Source organism: Sorangium sp. So ce302, from assembly GCF_051530145.1.
Classification (GTDB): domain Bacteria; phylum Myxococcota_A; class Polyangia; order Polyangiales; family Polyangiaceae; genus Sorangium; species Sorangium cellulosum_B.
Window position 1 is genome coordinate 4,219,789 of record NZ_CP150326.1, and the last position, 17,217, is coordinate 4,237,005.

The 17,217-nt window shown below is 72.1% G+C and carries 18 protein-coding genes; 10 read left to right on the forward strand and 8 right to left on the reverse strand.

Going from position 1 to position 17,217, the window contains the following annotated elements:
- Position 1 precedes the first annotated feature (1 nt).
- The 6 genes from WME73_RS16095 to WME73_RS16120 all read left to right on the forward strand — a co-directional run bounded on the left by WME73_RS16095 (position 2) and on the right by WME73_RS16120 (position 5,483).
- Positions 2–1,465: a sigma-54-dependent transcriptional regulator gene (locus WME73_RS16095; RefSeq protein WP_437916280.1), complete on the forward strand. Its 1,464-nt coding sequence runs from the start codon at positions 2–4 to the stop codon at positions 1,463–1,465.
- Positions 1,466–1,676: 211 nt separating this feature from the next.
- Positions 1,677–2,948: a TolC family protein gene (locus tag WME73_RS16100; RefSeq protein ID WP_437872203.1), complete on the forward strand. Its 1,272-nt coding sequence runs from the start codon at positions 1,677–1,679 to the stop codon at positions 2,946–2,948.
- Between the two features lie 98 nt (positions 2,949–3,046).
- A complete protein-coding gene (locus tag WME73_RS16105; RefSeq protein ID WP_437746339.1) occupies positions 3,047–3,838 on the forward strand; it encodes a cytochrome c biogenesis protein in 792 nt (263 codons plus the stop codon).
- A gap of 4 nt (positions 3,839–3,842) precedes the next feature.
- On the forward strand, positions 3,843–4,121 hold the full coding sequence (locus WME73_RS16110) for a CcmD family protein (protein ID WP_012235482.1): 279 nt from the start codon (positions 3,843–3,845) through the stop codon (positions 4,119–4,121).
- Positions 4,121–4,264: a hypothetical protein gene (locus WME73_RS16115; RefSeq protein WP_012235483.1), complete on the forward strand. Its 144-nt coding sequence runs from the start codon at positions 4,121–4,123 to the stop codon at positions 4,262–4,264. Before WME73_RS16110 ends, WME73_RS16115 begins: the two co-directional genes overlap by 1 nt.
- 79 nt (positions 4,265–4,343) lie before the next feature.
- Positions 4,344–5,483 (forward strand): acyl-CoA dehydrogenase family protein, encoded by a 1,140-nt coding sequence (locus tag WME73_RS16120; RefSeq protein WP_437552715.1) that lies wholly within the window; start codon positions 4,344–4,346, stop codon positions 5,481–5,483.
- 104 nt (positions 5,484–5,587) lie between these two features.
- Here the strand turns inward: WME73_RS16120 and WME73_RS16125 are convergent, their stop codons facing one another.
- Together WME73_RS16125 and WME73_RS16130 are read right to left on the reverse strand one after the other, a co-directional pair.
- The gene (locus WME73_RS16125; protein ID WP_437872205.1) at positions 5,588–6,553 is read right to left on the reverse strand and encodes an FHA domain-containing protein; all 966 of its coding nucleotides are present in this window, start codon (positions 6,551–6,553) and stop codon (positions 5,588–5,590) included.
- Positions 6,554–6,812: 259 nt separating this feature from the next.
- Positions 6,813–6,962 carry a hypothetical protein gene (locus tag WME73_RS16130; RefSeq protein ID WP_157906681.1) on the reverse strand — a complete coding sequence of 50 codons (150 nt, stop codon included), beginning with the start codon at positions 6,960–6,962 and terminating at the stop codon, positions 6,813–6,815.
- A 320-nt stretch (positions 6,963–7,282) separates the two neighbouring features.
- Between WME73_RS16130 and WME73_RS16135 the strand changes: the two genes are divergently transcribed.
- Both WME73_RS16135 and WME73_RS16140 read left to right on the forward strand, forming a co-directional pair.
- Positions 7,283–8,491, forward strand: coding sequence for a protein phosphatase 2C domain-containing protein (locus tag WME73_RS16135; RefSeq protein WP_437746341.1), 1,209 nt, complete (start codon positions 7,283–7,285; stop codon positions 8,489–8,491).
- On the forward strand, positions 8,488–9,213 hold the full coding sequence (locus WME73_RS16140) for a pseudouridine synthase (RefSeq protein ID WP_437746342.1): 726 nt from the start codon (positions 8,488–8,490) through the stop codon (positions 9,211–9,213). The genes WME73_RS16135 and WME73_RS16140 overlap by 4 nt, the downstream gene beginning before the upstream one ends.
- On the opposite strand, the gene WME73_RS16145 is transcribed toward WME73_RS16140, so the two are convergent.
- The 6 genes from WME73_RS16145 to argJ form a co-directional block, all read right to left on the reverse strand.
- Entirely contained in the window at positions 9,179–10,279 is a 1,101-nt protein-coding gene (locus WME73_RS16145) for a dipeptide epimerase (protein WP_437916281.1), read from the reverse strand. The genes WME73_RS16140 and WME73_RS16145 overlap by 35 nt on opposite strands.
- 28 nt (positions 10,280–10,307) lie before the next feature.
- Positions 10,308–10,919: a TlpA family protein disulfide reductase gene (locus tag WME73_RS16150; RefSeq protein ID WP_437916282.1), complete on the reverse strand. Its 612-nt coding sequence runs from the start codon at positions 10,917–10,919 to the stop codon at positions 10,308–10,310.
- 24 nt (positions 10,920–10,943) lie between these two features.
- A complete protein-coding gene (gene fabZ, locus WME73_RS16155) occupies positions 10,944–11,411 on the reverse strand; it encodes a 3-hydroxyacyl-ACP dehydratase FabZ (RefSeq protein WP_012235490.1) in 468 nt (155 codons plus the stop codon).
- Positions 11,412–11,452: 41 nt separating this feature from the next.
- On the reverse strand, positions 11,453–12,061 hold the full coding sequence (locus WME73_RS16160; protein WP_437746345.1) for an OmpH family outer membrane protein: 609 nt from the start codon (positions 12,059–12,061) through the stop codon (positions 11,453–11,455).
- Positions 12,062–12,109: 48 nt separating this feature from the next.
- The gene (locus WME73_RS16165) at positions 12,110–12,985 is read right to left on the reverse strand and encodes a hypothetical protein (RefSeq protein ID WP_437916283.1); all 876 of its coding nucleotides are present in this window, start codon (positions 12,983–12,985) and stop codon (positions 12,110–12,112) included.
- 331 nt (positions 12,986–13,316) lie between these two features.
- Positions 13,317–14,492, reverse strand: coding sequence for a bifunctional glutamate N-acetyltransferase/amino-acid acetyltransferase ArgJ (gene argJ / locus WME73_RS16170; protein WP_437746347.1), 1,176 nt, complete (start codon positions 14,490–14,492; stop codon positions 13,317–13,319).
- Between the two features lie 124 nt (positions 14,493–14,616).
- On the opposite strand from argJ, the gene WME73_RS16175 reads away from it, so the two are divergent.
- Together WME73_RS16175 and WME73_RS16180 are read left to right on the forward strand one after the other, a co-directional pair.
- The gene (locus WME73_RS16175; RefSeq protein WP_437746348.1) at positions 14,617–16,233 is read left to right on the forward strand and encodes a hypothetical protein; all 1,617 of its coding nucleotides are present in this window, start codon (positions 14,617–14,619) and stop codon (positions 16,231–16,233) included.
- Positions 16,234–16,242: 9 nt separating this feature from the next.
- Positions 16,243–17,103, forward strand: coding sequence for a hypothetical protein (locus WME73_RS16180; RefSeq protein WP_437746349.1), 861 nt, complete (start codon positions 16,243–16,245; stop codon positions 17,101–17,103).
- Positions 17,104–17,217: the final 114 nt, after the last annotated feature.

Genomic DNA, 17,217 nt, shown 5'->3' on the forward strand with positions numbered 1-17,217 from the left:
CGTGAACGCCGCAGATCGCGCCCGTATCCTCCTCGTCGACGACGAGCCGGCCCTGCGCCGCGGCCTGGCGCGCGCGCTCGTGCGCGACTTCGACGTCCTCACCGCGGAGGACGGCCCCGCGGCGCTCGGGCTGCTCGCGACGACCCGCGTCGAGGCGGTGCTGCTCGACCTCGCCATGCCGCGCATGAGCGGCGCCGAGGTGCTGGATCGGATCAGGGCCACGTACCCCGACGTCGAGGTCGTCGTGATGGCCGGCCACGCCGACCTCGACGCCGCGATCGCGGCCGTGCGCGCAGGCGCGTACGGGTTCGTGACGAAGCCCGTCGACGCGGAGGCCGCGGTCTCGATCGCGATCGAGCGCGCGATCGAGCGCCGGCGGCTCGAGGGCCGCGCGCGGGCCCTCGAGGAGCGGGTCGACGAGCACGAGCAGCTCGGCGAGGTGATCACGAGCTCCGCCGCGATGCAGGACGCCTACAGGAAGGCGCTCGGCGTGGCGGCCGTCGGCGCGCCCCTCCTGCTGATCGGCGAGCGCGGGACGGGCAAGGAGCTCGTCGCGCGCGCCGTCCACCGGCGCGGCCCGCGCGCCGCGCGGCCGTTCGTCGCCGTCGACTGCAGCGCGCTGCCGGCGTCGCGGGCCGAGGTCGAGCTCTTCGGCGAAGGCGGCGACGCCTCGCAGGACGGGCGCGCCCGCGGGGGCCTGATCGAGGCGGCGGACAAGGGCACGCTCTTCCTCGACGAGGTCTCGGCGCTGCCGCCCGCGGCCCAGGCCAGGCTGCTCCGGGTCCTCACGCACGGCGAGATCGCGAGGGCGGGGGGCGAGCCGCGCCGCGTCGACGTGCGCGTGATCGCGTCGACGTGCGAAGACCTCCGCGAGCTCGCCTCCGCCGGCCAGCTCCGGGAGGATCTCGCGTACCGCCTCGGCGTCATCGTCGTCGAGCTGCCGCCGCTCCGGCGGCGCAAGGAGGACGTCGCGCTGCTCGCGAGCCACTTCCTGAACCGGTGCGCGCGCAGGCACGGGCGCGACGTCAAGCGGATCGGCCCCGAGGCGGCGCGCCTGCTCCGCGAGCACGCGTGGCCGGGCAACGCGCGCGAGCTCGAGAGCGCCATCGAGCACGCCGTGATCTCCGCGCGCGGCGAGGCGATCCTGCCCGCGGATCTGCCGCCCTCGGTGTCGGGGCGCTCCGGGCCGCCGCTTCGCCCTCCGAGGGACGCGCTCGTCTTGCCGGCCGAGCTCTGCGATCTCCCCTACGCGGAGGCCAAGGAGCGCGCCGTCGACGCGTTCGATCAGATCTACGTCGGGCGCCTGCTGGAGCGCACGGGCAACAACCTCAGCGAGGCGGCGCGGCAGGCGGGGATGGATCGCTCGAACTTCCGGAGGCTGAAGAAAAAGGTCGCGTCGCGCGGAGACGAGGCAGCGCAGGGGGAGAGCGACGGGGCGGGGCCGAGCAAGGGCGGCGCGGGCTGACGCGCGGACACGTCGCGGCGCACGTCGCGGCGCACGTCGCGCGCGCACGTCGCAGAAGCGCGCGGCCGGCTCGTGCTACGTTGCGCCGAAAATGGCCCGACGCGCTGCACGAGCTGCCCTTGCTGCCGCCGCCGTTTCCCTCGCGGTCCGGCTCGCGCCGCTCCCTGCTGCCGCCGCCGACACCGGCGGGGCGCCCGGGCGGCGAGCGGCGGTGGTCCACGATCTCCCCGGCGTGCTCGCGCTCGCCGACCGCAATCACCCGAACGTCGCCGCCGCGCGCGCGAAGCTCGACCAGGTCCGCGCGCAGCTCGACGAGGCCCGGTACGCCCCGTTCTCGCAGTTCAAGCTGACGGGCGGCGTCGCGCTCGCGCCGACCGTCCGCGGGAACAACGTCTTCAGCCCGAACACCGACGTCTCGCTCACCTCGAGCCTCGGGGTCGGCTGGCGCGTGAACATCGACGGCGTCGTCCCGCTCTGGACGTTCGGGAAGATCACGAACCTCTGGGACGCCGCCGAGGCGAACGTCCGGGTGAACCAGGCGAGCGTCGAGAAGGAGCGGGACGCGGTGCGGCTCGACGTCCGCAAGGCCTATTTCGGCCTCCAGCTCGCGCGCGACTCGCGGAGCCTGCTCGTCGACGTGAGGGCCGAGATGGACAAGGCCCTCCGGCGCCTCGAGGAGCAGGTCGAGCGCGAGGAGGGTGATCCCATCGAGCTGCTCAAGCTGCAGACCTTCGGGGCCGAGCTCGAGGCGCGCGGGGCCGAGGTCGACAAATACATCTCGGTCGCGCTGGCGGGGCTGCGCTTCTACACGGGCGTCGCGGATCTCGACATCCCCGACGTCCCGATCCGCCCGCCGAACCACCGGCTCGGCCACGTCACCCGTTACCTGACCGCTGCGCGCCTCTACCGGCCGGAGCTCGCGCAGGCACGCGCCGGCTTCGACGCGAGATCCGCGCAGGTGCGGCTCGCGCGCGCGCAGCTGTTCCCCGACATCGGCATCGCCCTGCAGGTCGGGGTGAGCGCCGCCCCGGAGGTCGCGGATCAGCTGAACCCCTTCACCAGCGACCCCGGCAACTTCTTCCACTACAGCGCGGCGCTCGCGCTGCAGTGGAAGCTCGACCTCTTGCCGCAATCGGCGCGCATCCGCGCCGCCGAGGCGCAGCTCGAGGAGATGGCCGCGACGCAGCGCTTCGCCATGGGCGGGGTCGCGACCGAGGTCGAGACCGCCTATGCCGAGGTCGTGGAGGCCCAGAAGCGGCTCGACGCCTACACCAAGGCGGCCAAGTACGGGAAGCGCTGGCTCGTGATGGTGCAGCAAGGAATCGACGTCGGCACGATGGCGGACAAGGATCTCATCGATCCAGCCAAGGCATATGCCACGAACCGATTTAACCAGCTGAACGCGACGATGGATCTCGACATGGCGATGTCGCGGCTCGCGAAGGCGACCGGCTGGGACGCCATCGCGCCGGACGGCACCTGAGCGAGGGGGCGGCCGCGCTGAGGCACGCGCCGCGTCGCTCGGCTCCGCGTCACCCCGGCTTGAACGCGACCGTCCTTGGCAGTACGGTGCGCGACAGCATGGGAGCCAACGTCAACGTCGAGCGGGCGCCGCACAAGGTGGCTTTGGCAGCGAACGGTGATGCGGCGCGGCGCGCGACGAGCGGCGCATCCGCGGGCGCCAGCATCGCGTTTTACGTCCTGCTCGCGGCGTCGGCCCTCGCCGTCATCGGCACTCTCCACTTCGTGGCGTACGTCGTGCCGACCGAGGCCACGATGGGGATCGTGCAGAAGATCTTCTACTTCCACGCCCCCGCCGGGTACGCGATGTACATCGGCGCGACCGTCTGCTTCATCGGCTCCGCCGGCTACCTCGCGCGCGGCACCCAGCGCTGGGATTCGCTGGCGAAGGCCGGCGCCGAGGTCGCCGTGGCGATGGGGCTGATCGTCCTCGTCACCGGCCCGCTGTGGGCCGCCAAGGCGTGGGGCGTGTACTGGACGTGGGATCCGCGCCTCACGACGTCGCTGCTCAGCGTGCTTATCTACATCGCTTACGTCGTGCTCCGCGCCTTCACCGGCGACAGCGACGCCGAGCGCAAGTTCGCGGCGGCCCTGGGCGTCCTCGGCGCGGCCAACCTGCCGATCATCCATTATTCGGTGAAGATGTGGGGCGGTAACCACCCCACGGTCATCACGGGCAAAGGCGGCGGCCTCGGGCACCCTGACATGAAGATGGCGCTCGGCTTCGGCTTCCTCTCGTTCACCCTGCTCACCCTCGCGCTCGTGTGGGCGCGTTACCGCGTCGATCTCGCGTCCGCGCGGCTCGCGGAGCTCGAGCAAGAGGCCCTCGAAGCCGGCATCGGAGAGGACTGACAACGTGAAATCCAATCATTCCTTGTTCTCCCATGCGGCGTTGCAGCAGCCGACGAGCACCACGACGGACGACCGAGCGCAGGCGTTCCGCCCCGTTCAGGGGGGGAACGACATGCAGAGCGGAGAGAAGCTGCTGGTCGAGGCGTACGCCGCGATCTGGCTCATCCTCTTCGCGCTGGTCTTCGTCTCCTGGCGCCGGCAGAAGCAGATCGACCGGCGCATCGACGCGCTCGAGGCCGCCGTGCAGAAGGCACGGGCTGGAGCGGGCCAGGGGGCGAGCTGATGCCGAACCTGGGGGAGATGACCCCGCAGCACGCGCTCTACATCCCCGTGGTGCTGATGCTTGGGCTGATCGTCGGCTACATTCTGGGCAGCCGCGCCGTGCGCGCCGAGCTCGAGCGACGCAGGCGCAGAATGAAGGAGTGACGGGGGCGCAGGCCCTCGTCCCGCGTAGCTGGCGGGCCCGGTGAGCGCCGTCCCCGCCCCACTAGCCGGAGGTCACAAGGTGGTCGATTTCTCTGTGAGCGAAGAGCACAAGGCTCTCATCGATACGGCGCGTCGCTTCACGAAGGAGCGCATCCTCCCGATCGCGGCCGAGTGCGATCAGAAATCGTACTTCCCGATGGATGTCTTCGTGGAGGGCTGGAACATCGGCCTCGTCAACCCGACCTGCCCGGCCGAGTACGGCGGCCCGGGGATGGGCGAGCTCGAGAACGCCCTCCTCGCCGAGGAGCTCTCGTACGGGTGTACCGGGATCCAGACGAGCTTCCTCGCGAACGGCCTCGCGCTCACCCCCATCAAGCTCGCCGGCAACGAGGATCAGAAGAAGAAGTACCTCGGCATGCTCACCGCCGAGCCGATCATGGCGAGCTACTGCACGAGCGAGCCGGACGCGGGCAGCGACGTCGCGGGCCTCAAGACGCGCTTCACGAAGCACGGGGACGACTACGTGCTGAACGGGCAGAAGTGCTGGATCACGAACGCGAGCTACGCGCGTTACTACGTGATCTTCGCGACGTCGAACCCGGAGCTGCGGCACAAGGGGATCGCGGCGTTCATCGTGGACCGCGACACGCCCGGCGTTCGCGTCGGCAAGAAGGAGGACAAGCTCGGCCAGCGGGCGAGCGACACCGCCCAGGTGTTCCTCGATGATGTGAAGGTGCCGAAGGCGAACCTGCTCGCGCCCGAGGGGCAGGGCTTCAAGCTCGCCATGGAGACCTTCAACCAGACCCGCCCCGACATCGGCGCGGCCGCGACGGGCCTGATGCGGCGCTGCGTCGACGAGTGCGTGGCCTACGCCAAGGAGCGCAAGACCTTCGGCCAGCCGATCGGCAACCACCAGCTCATCCAGTGGATGCTCGCGGAGATGGCGATCCGCGTCGAGGGGACGCGCCTGCTCTACCAGAAGGCTGCGTGGAACCTCGATCACGGGGTGCGCGACCCGATCGTCTCGAGCTTCGCGAAGGCCTACGGCGCTGACAGCGCCATGCAGACCGCCGTGGACGCCGTGCAGGTGTTCGGCGGCAACGGCTACGTGAAGGAGTACCCCGTCGAGAAGATGATGCGCGACGCGAAGGTCCTCCAGATCTACGAAGGCACGAGCCAGATCCAGCGCCTCGTCATCGCGCGCCAGCTTCTAGCGTAGCGCGCCGCGCTCCTCGCGGCGCGGCCTGGGGAGTGCGGTGCTTCGGCCGGACGTGCCGCACTTCGGGGATCGCCAGGCGTCTCGCCGCGAGGGCGGCCAGCGTGTCAGGTCTGCGGGTGCCAGATCAGCGTGAGCTCGGGGCCGAGCGTGAGCGCGAGGCCCTCGGCGGGCACCATCACGCGGCGGACCTTCTGGCCTGCGAACCTCGTCCCGTTCGTCGAGCAGAGATCGAGGGCCATGATCTCCGCGCCGTCCCGCAGGAGCAGCAGGTGGGTCCGCGAGATGTGCGTGCTCAGGACGGAGCGCAGGCCGCGGTCCAGGCAGTTGTCGGCGCGCCCGAGCAGCACGCCGTCGTCGAGCGCTTGCTGGGGCAGCTCGACCGCGGCGCTGCGCTCGCTCGATTGCAGCGTGAGCCGCACGTACCCGCTCTTCGCGCGCGGCGCCACCATCTCCTCGATGTGCGAGACGGGGCGCACCGACGTGATGTGCGAGATCTCCCCGCGGGCGAAGCGGTGGCTGGTCGTGATGCCCTCGGTCGCCGCCGGCGGCGCGGCGCCCTCGATGACGGCCTTGCCCGCGACGCTCTCGAGGCCGCGCGGCGGCTCGCTCATCCCGCACGAGCTCACCTCGAGCACCCTCGACGAGGCGCGCGGCCCGACCGGGAGCCCGCCGACCACGTGCTTGCCGATGCGCACGAGCAGCGGGCCGCTGACGACGATCGACCGCCGCGGCACGTCGTCGTCCACGAAGAAGGGGATCGAGGTCTGCAGATCCATGAGCCGCAGCCCGAAGCCGCCGTCGGGGAGGTTGCAGCAGGTGGCGACCAGGTGGCGCACGCAGACATCGTCGCCCGACGCGAACTTCATGTCGCAGCGCGGGTGCGAGCCGAAGACGGCATATGCGCCGCTGTTCGCGGGCAGGTCCAGCCACGCGACGTCACCGCCTGACACCCGGAACAGCCGGTACCCCTCGCTCATCGGCGACTCGGGAGGGTTCAGCGCCATCACCGCCTCGGCGGTGGACAGCGCTCGCCGCATCGTGGCGACGTCGATCCGCGGTTCTACCGTCATCGCGCGCTCCACGAGCGGCGCGAGGTCGCGCGCCCCGCGGTCCGCGTCGGACCGTCGAGCTCGAGCGTGAATGGCCGAGTCGCTTCGCAGGCCTCCGGCAGAGCCGCGGCAGGAGCGAGCGTGGTGGATGTCAGACAGCAGCGAGGCCTCATGCGGTCGAGCCGAATCCTACCGGAATTTTTCGTCTGGGGCTCTTTCGCTGCGCGCCCCGAATCTGCTGTGGCCGGCGGGGCTCGGGTCGAGACGACGGCTGTCCGGTTCAGCTCACGCCGACGCTGACCTCCGCAACGAGCTCGCCGCCCCAGCGCCAGAAGGCCACCGAGCGGCTGAACAGGACGATGACCTCCAGCCCGAGCCCTCCGCCGAATTCGAGCCGAAAGCGCCCGACGTCCACCTCGATGAGTTGCATGCTCCCCGAAGACGCGAGAGTCGGGCCAACCGTGGATCCGTGCGCGTTGCACGCTGGTGTGTCTGCCGGAGGCACGGCCTCGCCTCGGCCGGTGCGCAGGGCGCGCCGGCCCGCGTCAGCGGGACCAGGGCGAGGCCCCGCTGCCCCCCTCTGGCGCGGCGGCGCCAGCGGGGCAGCAACGTGGCGCGCGCTCGCGGCAGGGGGAGGGCGAGCGCCGGGCGAGCGCCGGCCGACGCAGGCGAGCGGGCGTGGAGCCGTCGCGCGGTCGCCGACAGACGCGCCATTTTGACGCCGCCCGCACGGTGTCTATCCTGGTCGCGGTGTCCCGGATCCTCCCACGCTTCGACTATCGCATCGAGTTCGCCGCATCGACCGATGTCGGCCTCGTCCGCCCGAGCAATGAGGACCGGATCCTCTGTTGCCCCGAGCTCGCCCTCTTCGGCATCGCCGACGGGATGGGCGGCCACGCCGCGGGCGAGGTCGCGGCTCAGATCGCCGTCGACACGGTGCGCGGCGAGGTGCTCCGTCCGCCCGCCGCCGCCATCCTCGACGCGTACGTGGCCGACCCGAACATCGAGGCGCGGCGCGAGGTGTTCGCGCTGCTCCGGCGCGTGGGCGAGGCCGCGCACGCGGCCATCCTGGAGGCGCGCCGCACGGAGCCGAGCTACCAGGGGATGGGCACGACGCTCGATTTCGTCGTGCTCGCGCACAGCCGGGCGTTCTTCGCCCACGCGGGCGACAGCCGCGCGTACCTGGTTCGCCCGACGACCACCGTCCAGCTCACCCAGGACCACGCCCTCTACGATACGCTCCGCGCGGCCGGCAACCCGACCCCGGCCAGGAAGCCGCAACGGAACCCGCTCGTGAACGCGATCGGGCTCGCGGGCACCGTCGCGGTCGACACCGTGTTCGTCGATCTGTCGCGCGGCGACCGCATCCTCCTCTGCACCGACGGGGTGCACAACGCGATCGACAGCGAGGCGTCGCTCTCCCGCTTCTGCTCGAAGGGCGGGCCCGAGGAGGTCGCCGCCGGCCTCCTCGGCCACGCGCGCGAGCGGGGAGGCCACGACAACGCGAGCGTGATCGTCATCGACATCAAGGAGCGCTTCGTCAAGCGCGCGGACGACGCCGGCCCGTCCTCGCGCGATCTGTCGGTGCTCTCCGCGTGCCCGCTCCTCGCCGGCATGAGCCCCGCGGCGGTGCTCGGGGCGCTCGCGGCCGGCGTGGAGGTGGAGCTCGGCGCGGGGGATCGGATCCCGCGCGACGTCGCCAGCGATCTGGTCGCTTACCTGGTGCTCGACGGGGCCGTGAATCTGCCGGACGGGCGGCGCGTCGGGTCCTCCGGCCTGCTCTTCCCGGAGTCGCTCGTGGGGGCGCGGCGCAAGGGCGATCTGCCCGTCGCCGCGGCGCGGACGCGGCTCATCCGGATCCGCAAGGACGATTTCGCCGAGGTCTGCGAGCACGACGCGGAGCTCGCGGCCGCCCTGTACCAGCGGCTCGCGCGGTACCTCGCGCTCGGGACCGGATGAGCGCGGCCGCGACGCAGCTCTCCCTGCTCCACCTGGACGATCGCGTCGCGGCCTTCGCGAAGCCGTCCGGGCTGCTCGTGCACCGCGGCTGGGGCGACGCGCCGGTCGTGTTCGTCGACCTCGCCGAGCGCGCGCTGGGCCGGAAGGTCTACCCCGTCCACCGCCTCGACCGGGCGACGAGCGGCGTGCTGCTCGTCGCGCTCGACGCCGCCGCCGCCGCGCTGCTCTGCGCGCAGTTCGAGCAGGGCCTCGCGCGGAAGCGCTACCTGGCGCTCGTCCGCGGCGTGCCCCCCGAGCGCGGGTGCATCGATCACCCGATCCCGCGGCGCGAGGGGGGCCCGCGCGTGCCGGCCGTCACCGACTTCGAGCGCCTCCACGCGCTCGAGCGCTACGCCGTCGTCGAGGCGCGCCCGCGCACGGGCCGCCTGCACCAGGTGCGGAGGCACCTCAAGCACATCAGCCACCCGATCATCGGCGACGTGAACTACGGCAAGGGCGAGCACAACCGCCTGTTCCGCGAGCGGTATGCGCTGCACCGCCTCGCGCTCCACGCGGCCGAGCTCGCCGTCGCCCACCCCGAGACGGGCGCGCCGCTGCGCCTCGCCGCGCCGCTGCCCGACGACCTGCGGGGCCCGTTCGATCAGCTGGGCGTGCCGGCGTGGATCGGCGCCGTCGGCGACGCGGCCGCTAGCCCGCCCCTGGAGAGCGGCGCTTCGGGGTGACGCCGTGGCCGGCGCGGATCCCCTCGAGGGAGAGCGCCGGGCCTCGCTGGACGAAGCCGCCGTCGAACGGGTTCTCGGCGAGGAACATGGGCGTGTCGAGATCGACGAACGAGAACCCGCCGAGGCCGGCGGCGAAGCACGCCGACGCCGTCATCGCGAGCACCGACTCGACCATCCCGCCGATCATGAGCCCGAGCCCCGCGGCGCGGGCGACCGCCGCGATGTCGAGCGCCTCGGCGATGCCGCCCTTCATCAGCTTGATGTTGACCACGGTCGCCGCGCGCTCCGCCGCGACGCGGAGGACGTCCTCCGCGGAGGCGGCGCTCTCGTCGGCGGCCACGTCGACGCCCGCGCGCCGCGTGACCTCCTTCATGCCGTCCCAGTCGTCCCGCGGCACCGGCTGCTCCAGCAGCGCGACGTCCGCGCCGAGCCGGCGCGCGTGCGCGACGAGCGCGAGCGCCTCGCCCGCCGTGAGCCCGCCGTTGCCGTCGAGGATCAGCGACGCCCCGGGCGCGGCCGCGTGGATCGCCTCGATGCGCGCGGGGTCCGACGCGGCGAGGCGGCCGCCGACCTTCACCTTGAGCGCGCGGAAGCCCATGGCCGCGGCGCGCCGCGCGGCCTCCTCCGCGCGCTCCGGCGAGCCGGTGGTGATGGTGATGTCGGTCGTGAGCGCCGTCCCGGAGCCGCCGAAGAAGGCCCAGAGCGGCATGCCCGCGCGCTTCGTGAGCGCGTCGAGGATCGCGGTCTCGATCGCGCAGCGCGCCGCGCCGGCGCCACCCCCGGACGCCTCGCGGAGCGCGCGCGCGACGGCGCGCCACGCGCGCGCGTCCGAGCCCACCACGGCCTCGCGCAAGGAAAGGGCGGCGGCGCGCGACCCGTCCTGCGTCTCGCCGTTGAATGCGGGCAGCGGCGCCGCCTCGCCGAAGCCGAGCGTCCCGTCGGCGAGCTCCACGGTGACGAGGAGGTTCGCCGCGCGCTCCTGCGCGCCGCCGGCGATGCCGAACGGCTCGTGCAGGGGGATGTCGAGCGCCTCGACCGAGACGCGCCGGATCAGGGTGGGGGTCATCAAGACGAGCGTCGCCTCCTCGGGAGCGTCAAGGGGATCGGCGGCCGCCGTCGGCAGGCGGCGGAGCCGCCGCCGGGCCGAGCAGCGCCTCGACCTCCCGGGAGATCTTGTCCTCCTCGCCGTCCTCGTAGCCCGCGTGGACATGGCGCACGACGCCGCCCCGATCGACGACGAACGCGGTCGGCATCCTCCGCGGCCTGTACGCCTTCTCCGCGCTCTGGTCCTTGTCCCAGAGGATCTTGAACCTGACGCCCGCCTCGTCCGCGAACCCCGCGAGCTGCTCCGTCGAGACGTCCTCGGGTGCATCGAGGGAGACGGCGAGCACGGCGAGATTGCCGCCGAAGCGGTCGACGAGCTCCTGGTACTTGGGGAACGATCTTCTGCAGGGGCGGCAGTAGGTCGCCCAGAAATCGACGATCACCACCTTGCCGCGCGCCTCCTTGAGCGTGGAGGGCCCCTCGCCGCTCACGACCTCGGCCGCGAGCTCGGGCGCCGCCGAGCCGATCAGGCCGCCGCCCGTCTCGGGCGCCGGGGGCGCGATGGGCGCGGCGCCGCCGCAGCCGCCTGCGAGCGAGAGCGCGAGCGAGGCGCAGAGGGCCGCGAGGACACGGGCGAACGACGCCGACGGGCTGGGGCTCATGACGAGATCTCTCTCTCTCTCCGTTCAGGGCTCGCGATCGACGATGGAAGCGAGCATCTCTCCCTCGGCGCAGAGCGTCCCGTCGACGCTCGCCTCACCGCGCAGCTTCCAGACGTTCGAGCGGTGGTGCAGCACCTCGGCGTAGAGATCGAGCCGGTCGCCGGGCGTCACGGTGTGGCGGAACTTCGCCTTGTCGATGCCGAGGAAGAACATGAGGTTCGACGTGGCGTCGAACGGATCCGACGCATAGGCGAGGATGCCGCCGAGCTGCGTGAGCGACTCCAGGATCAGCACCCCGGGCATGATCGGCCGCTGGGGGAAGTGCCCCTGAAACCAGGGCTCGTTGTAAGCGACGCACTTGTAGCCGCGGATGCACTTGTTGGCGGTGATCTCCGTCACCCGGTCGACCATCACGAGGGGGTAACGGTGCGGCAGGATCGACAGGATCTGATGGATGTCGAGCGTGACGGGCGCTTGGGTTCGCTCAGGCAAGGCCGGCTCCTTTCCGCGGTGTGGAGCGCGCGGGCGGCGCGCTACTTCGCGTCGTCCTTCTTCTCTGCCTTGTCGCCGCCCGCGTCGTCCTCGCCGCCGCCGGTGTTGTAGAGCTGGATGACCTGCTCCGTCAGATCGAGATCGGCGCGGACGTACGGGGCCGCTTGCTTGTCGAAGATGATCTCGTAGCCCGACTTCTTCGCGATCCTGCCGACGATGAGCATCATCTTCTTGAGGATGGGCCCGGTGAGCTCGCCCTGCTTCTTCTGGAGCTCCTTGTTGTAGTCGACGAAGACGGTCTGGAGCTCGACCATCTGGCGCTGCCAGTCCTCCATCCGCTTCTGGAGCGACTCGCGCGAGAGCACGCGCGACTGCTTCTCGATGTCCTCGCGCGCCCGCTGGAGCTCGGTCTGCTTCGCGTCGAGCTCCTGCTGCCGCCGGTCGAAGAGCTTCTTCAGCGTGGCCTGCGCTCGGATGCCGTCCTCCGTCTGCATGACGGCGTGCTGCACGTCGACGACGGCGATCCGGGTCTCGGCGGCGGCGACGCTTGGCACGGCGAGGGCGAGCGACACGGCGGCGGCGCGGGCGATCCGAGCGAAGAGCGGCGCGGGCCGATGCGCGGGCCGATGGACGGGAGAGCGGGAGACCATTGGAGGCGATTACCCGCCGCGTGACGGACGGTCAAGGTGTGCAGGGGATCAGAGGCACTTGCCCGAGATGCAGCTCTCGCCGTCGGGGCAAGGCTCGTCGAGCGAGCACTCCGGCGCGACCTCCTCCCGCGTCTTGCAGAACCCGTCCTCGCAGCCGACGAAGCGGCTGTCGATGAGCTGGCAGGCCCGCGTGTTCTCGCATGGGTAGTGGCAGTAGCCGTCCTCCATGCACTCCTGGCCCTGCGCCGCGCAGGCCTTGGCGCCGCAGCCGGGCTGAGGCGAGGGGTCGTCCATGCACGCGCCGGTGGCCGCGTTGCACACCTCGCCGGGCGCGCAGTCCGCGTGCGTCGCGCAGCCGGTGGTGCAGGCGCCGTCGACGCAGACCGCGCCGCCCTCGCACGGGGCCGCGTCGCCGCACTCGGGGTTCGCGGGGTCGGGGACGCAGACCCCGCGGTCGCAGCGCGTGCCGGGCTCCGCGCAGGGCGCGGCGCTGGAGCAGCCATCGGCGCACTCGCCGTTCACGCACACCCTGCCGTCGCCGCACTCGTAGCTGAACTCGCACGCCGCGATGCAGAGCCCGTCGACGCACCGCGTGCCGTCCTCGCACGCGCTGTCGCCGTCGCAGGGACACGTGGTGAGCTCCGCGTCGCACTCGGCCTCCGCGCCCCCCGCGCCGCCTTGGCCCGCGCCGCCCTGGCCCGGGTCTGCCGGACCCGCGCCGCCCTGACCCCCACTGCTGGCGCCGTCGATGTCCGGCTCCACGGGGCGACACCCGTAACCGTCGCAGAGGAAACAGTTCTCGCCATCGGGGTCGCACTGGAGCGACGCATCGCCACAGCCGCCGCAGCCCGTCGCGGTCGCGGTGATCATCAGGAACAGCGCGCCTCGACCCAGGATCTTCGCAAGGGGGGAATGAAGAAGCATCGAAGTCCTCCAGCGGCGGCCGGCACCGGCGCGGCCTTCCCGCACGACTACCATGACGCGCGCTAACACGCAGCGTGCCACGGGGCGGCAGGAGAGGAGCGCCGGGAAGCCCGACGAGGCGCTCATTTTGTGAACCCGCTTGTGAACCTGCGTTCACCTGCGCTCGTCGCGCGAGGTTCACTGATCCGCGGGGATCGTGCGGCGGTGAGGCGGGGGACGGCCGGCGCTCGGGGCCCGGGAGCGATGGGGAAGGCCGCAGCCGGCGCTTCCGGTCGGGGCGAAGGCGCGGGGGCGCTCCCTGCGAGCAGCCCGGCCGGTCACCCCGCGAGGATCAGGAGCGGTACCCCGCGTTCACGTCGACGTAGCCGTGTCCGAGATCGCTCGTGAGGTAAGCGAAGTCGCCGGGGCCGCCGCCGAGCACGAGCTCGATGACGTAGGTGTCGCGCGCGAGCACCTCGTTCGCCTTGAGCTCGGCTTCCGCCCCGACCGGCGCGCCGTTCCGCACGATCGGGATCCCGCCGACGAGGATCTGGGCCTCGCGCGGGTCGAAGGGGACGCCTGCGCGGCCCGCGGCGGCGAGCAGCCGCCCCCAGTTCGCGTCCTTGCCGAACAGCGCGGTCTTCACGAGCATCGACGTGGCCACCGTGCGCGCGACGGCGCGCGCACCGTCGCGCGTCGCGAGCCCGCGGACGCGGATCTCGGCGACGTGCGTGCTGCCCTCGCCGTCCGCCACCATCGAGCGCGCGAGCTCGCCGCAGACCTCGGTGAGGCCCGCCGAGAGTTCGTCGCGCGAGACGCGGCGCTGGGACGCGCCGGAGGACAGGAGGAGCACCGTGTCGTTGGTGCTGGTGTCCCCGTCGACGCTGCACGCGTTGAACGTCACGTCGCACGAGGCCGCCAGCGCGTCGCTCGCCTCGCCGGCGTCGAGCACGGCGTCGGTGAACAGGAAGACGAGCATCGTCGCGTGGGGCGGGCCCACGTCGGGGTGGATCATCCCGGCGCCCTTGCCGATGCCGAGCAGCGTCGCGCCGGCGCCGAGCTTGCGTTGCGCGAGCTTCGGCCAGCGGTCGGTCGTGCAGATCGCCTGGGCGAAATCGAGGTAGCCCTTCGGCGACAGGCGCGCCGACAGCTCGGGGACACGCTCGATGATCCGGTGCGCGGGCAGGACGGCGCCGATCACGCCGGTCGAGGCGGGGAGCACCTCGTCCTCCGAGGCGCCGATGGACTCGGCGACGGCGCGCGTCGTATCGAGCGTCGCCTTCCAGCCTGCCTCGCCCGTGCACGCGTTCGCGCACCCGCTGTTGGCGACGACGGCGCGAGCGCGCCCCGACCGGACGCGCTGCATCGCGATGTCCACGGGCGCCGCGCGCACCACGTTCCGCGTGAACATGCCGGCCACGATCGCCGGCTGATCGGCCACCGCGAGCGCGACGTCGATGCGCCCGTCTTTCCGGATCCCGGCGCTGACGGCGCCGAAGCGAAACCCTGCAACTGGCTCGAAGCTCATGAGGGCGCAGAGTCTACGCACGAACGCGCGCCGGGATAAAGCGACAAGCGGAAGGCACGCGCCCCGGGGATGAGACGCCCGGAGGCGGCCGGGCTGAGCGCGGCATTTGCAATGCTCTGCCCCGATGATCGCGGTCCGGATTGTCGACATCAAGGGCCTGTATCTGCCGGGCTTTCCCGACAGCACGGCGCCGCCGGGGACGACGCGGGCGGCTGGATATAAGCCCGGTTACAAGAGCCTCGATAACCGGGGACGCGTCTACATCAACAGAGATCTCGATGGGCAGTGGGCAAAGAATACGCAGCTCGTCGAGATCACCGTCGAGGTGATGAGCTCCGAGGGCGAGCTGCCAGAAGGAGCCCGGATTCGCTGGAGCGCGCGCGATCCAGACGATCCCTCGAATGAGCCGCCGGAGGTGCACCCGGACTGGGCTGCCACCCTCGACGAGAACGATTACGACGCCGCGGGGGACTATGTGGCGCCGGCTGAAGACGACAACGAGGGAACGCAGGACAGGGTGCCTGGATGGGAAGAGGTGGAGGGCTATGCGCTGTCCGAAGCGACGGAGACCAGCGCGAGCACGGCGATCGCCGGGAGGAGGAGCAAGGTCCGGCGCCACATGACCGACATCGCCGGAGACAACCTGATCGTGAGCGCCGAGATCGACGCCGATGGCATCGCCGAGGCGGCCGGCGACGAGACCGGGATCATGACGCTCTGGCGACGGATCGACGTCGAGTACATCCGGATGGAGAGCGCGCCCCCGGTGCCCGTGGAGCAGGCGCCGGAGCACTTCGAGCCCGTCTTCACCCAGCTCGATTTCACCGAGGCCCGCGTGATCCAGGACCTGCAGCACATGGCGCTCGACGCGAGCACGCTCGGCGAGATGGCCTCGCGCTTCGTGAGCGAGCAATTCGAGCACGCCGGGGACCCTGGCTGGTTCTGCCTGATCGCCGCGCTCGAGCCGCACGCCGTGCCCGAGGTCCGGGGCGAGCCGCTGTTCTCCGGCAGCGTCACGATCCTGGACGGCGGCGAGGGCGAGCGGCGCGGCGAGTACGTGGAGATCCCTGGCGCCCACCCGGACGCGAGCTACGTCACGTTCCGCTGGGACGGCTGGCAGATGGGCTTCTCGGTCGCGAGCGCGGCCATCCTCGGCGACCCGCCGCGGACCCGTCTCTGGATCGCGCCGCACGACATCCAGAGCCAGTTCACCGCGGGCGACGGGTCGCTGGCGCACGCGTACGAGCGGCGCCTCTTCTTCTTCCCTCGGGCCCGCCGCAGGGACGGGGCGTGGGAGCCCCCGGGCTACGGCATCCCCGCGCGCGTCGAGGCCGACGTGCGGGGCCCAGGGGCCACCTACACCGCCGGCATGAGCCCCACGATCGACGTCGGGCCGGCGAGGTACTTCGCCGGCAGGACCATCCTGTTCACCCATCACAGGGCGTGGTGGGACCCCGAGGGGGCGCAGCCCCGGCGCGGCTTCGAGCAAGCCACGCTCCACACCATCGTCCACGAGCTCACGCACGCGTTCGGAATGCCGCACAAGTGCGGCTACTTCGATTACCGGACGCCGCGCCAGACGACGTGCTGCATGAACTATCGGTCCCACTGGATGGTGGACGCCGACCAGCAGCTCATCCCTGGAACTGACGGGCGGGTCGGCAACGACCTGTGCGGGCGCCACGTGAAGGAGACCCGGCGCGTGCGCCTGGAGAACAACAGGGGACTTCAATGGAGATGAGGGGCTGTCATGTCGGATGAACACGCGCGAAATGCCGGGGACCCGGTCGGCCGGCCTGGGCTGGTCCTCCGCTCGCTCGATCACGATCGCCGCTATGTGCTCGGCTTTCCCCTCCACGTGGCCATCACGCTGTGCGCCGACCGCCCTGGCGCCTGTATCCTGCGGTTGCCGCGCCCGAGCTGGGCGGGCAACGCCGGCGCGATCGGCGTCCGCCTCGCACGGGCGGGCACCGGCGAGGAGGTCGCGAGGACCGAGCCCTGGCCGGTCGTGCTCCCCGAGCACGGCACGCCGGTGTTCCGCCTGTGCCCGGGCGAGTGCAGGCGCATGCTCATCGACGTCTCGTCGTACCTCCCGGCGGGGCTCGATCCCGGGCAGTACACGCTGGCGATCGTCTACATCGGGCCGCCGGACCGCGCGGAGAGCCCGCCGGTGCCGATCGAGCTCGCGGCGCCGAGCCCCGAGGAGCAGCTCGAGCTCGGGCGCCTCGCGCCCGAGGCCGCCCGCGCGGGCTCCTGGGGCCGCTGGACGAGCCTCCCTCCGGAAAGCGGCGCGGCGGTCACGGGCCGCGTGGAGCCGGGCGACCCGCTCCGCTTCGACCGCATCCTGCGTTACCTGATGTACGGGCCGCAGCCGCTCGGCGACGTGGACCCGGCTCTCCTCGACGTGCTCCGCGGCGTCTACGAGCCGGAGGCCCACGCGCTCCGCGCCGAGATCTACGCCGCGCGGGGAGACGCGGCGCGCTTCGCGGAGGCGGCGGCGTTCATCCGGGCCACCTATCCGGGGCTCGCCTGGTGGATCGAGCGGATCGAGGCGGGGCAGAGCGAGATCGGCTTCGTCCGGGCATGCCGGGTGAACCCGTGCGGCGGGTGAGCGGCGGCTCCGGTCCACGCCCGCTCACGCCCTCGCCGCCGCGCCGGCTCCACACGCAGATCACGCGATTGCAACGCGATGGTCACGTTGAGCGGGTTCAATGGTCGCCGAGCG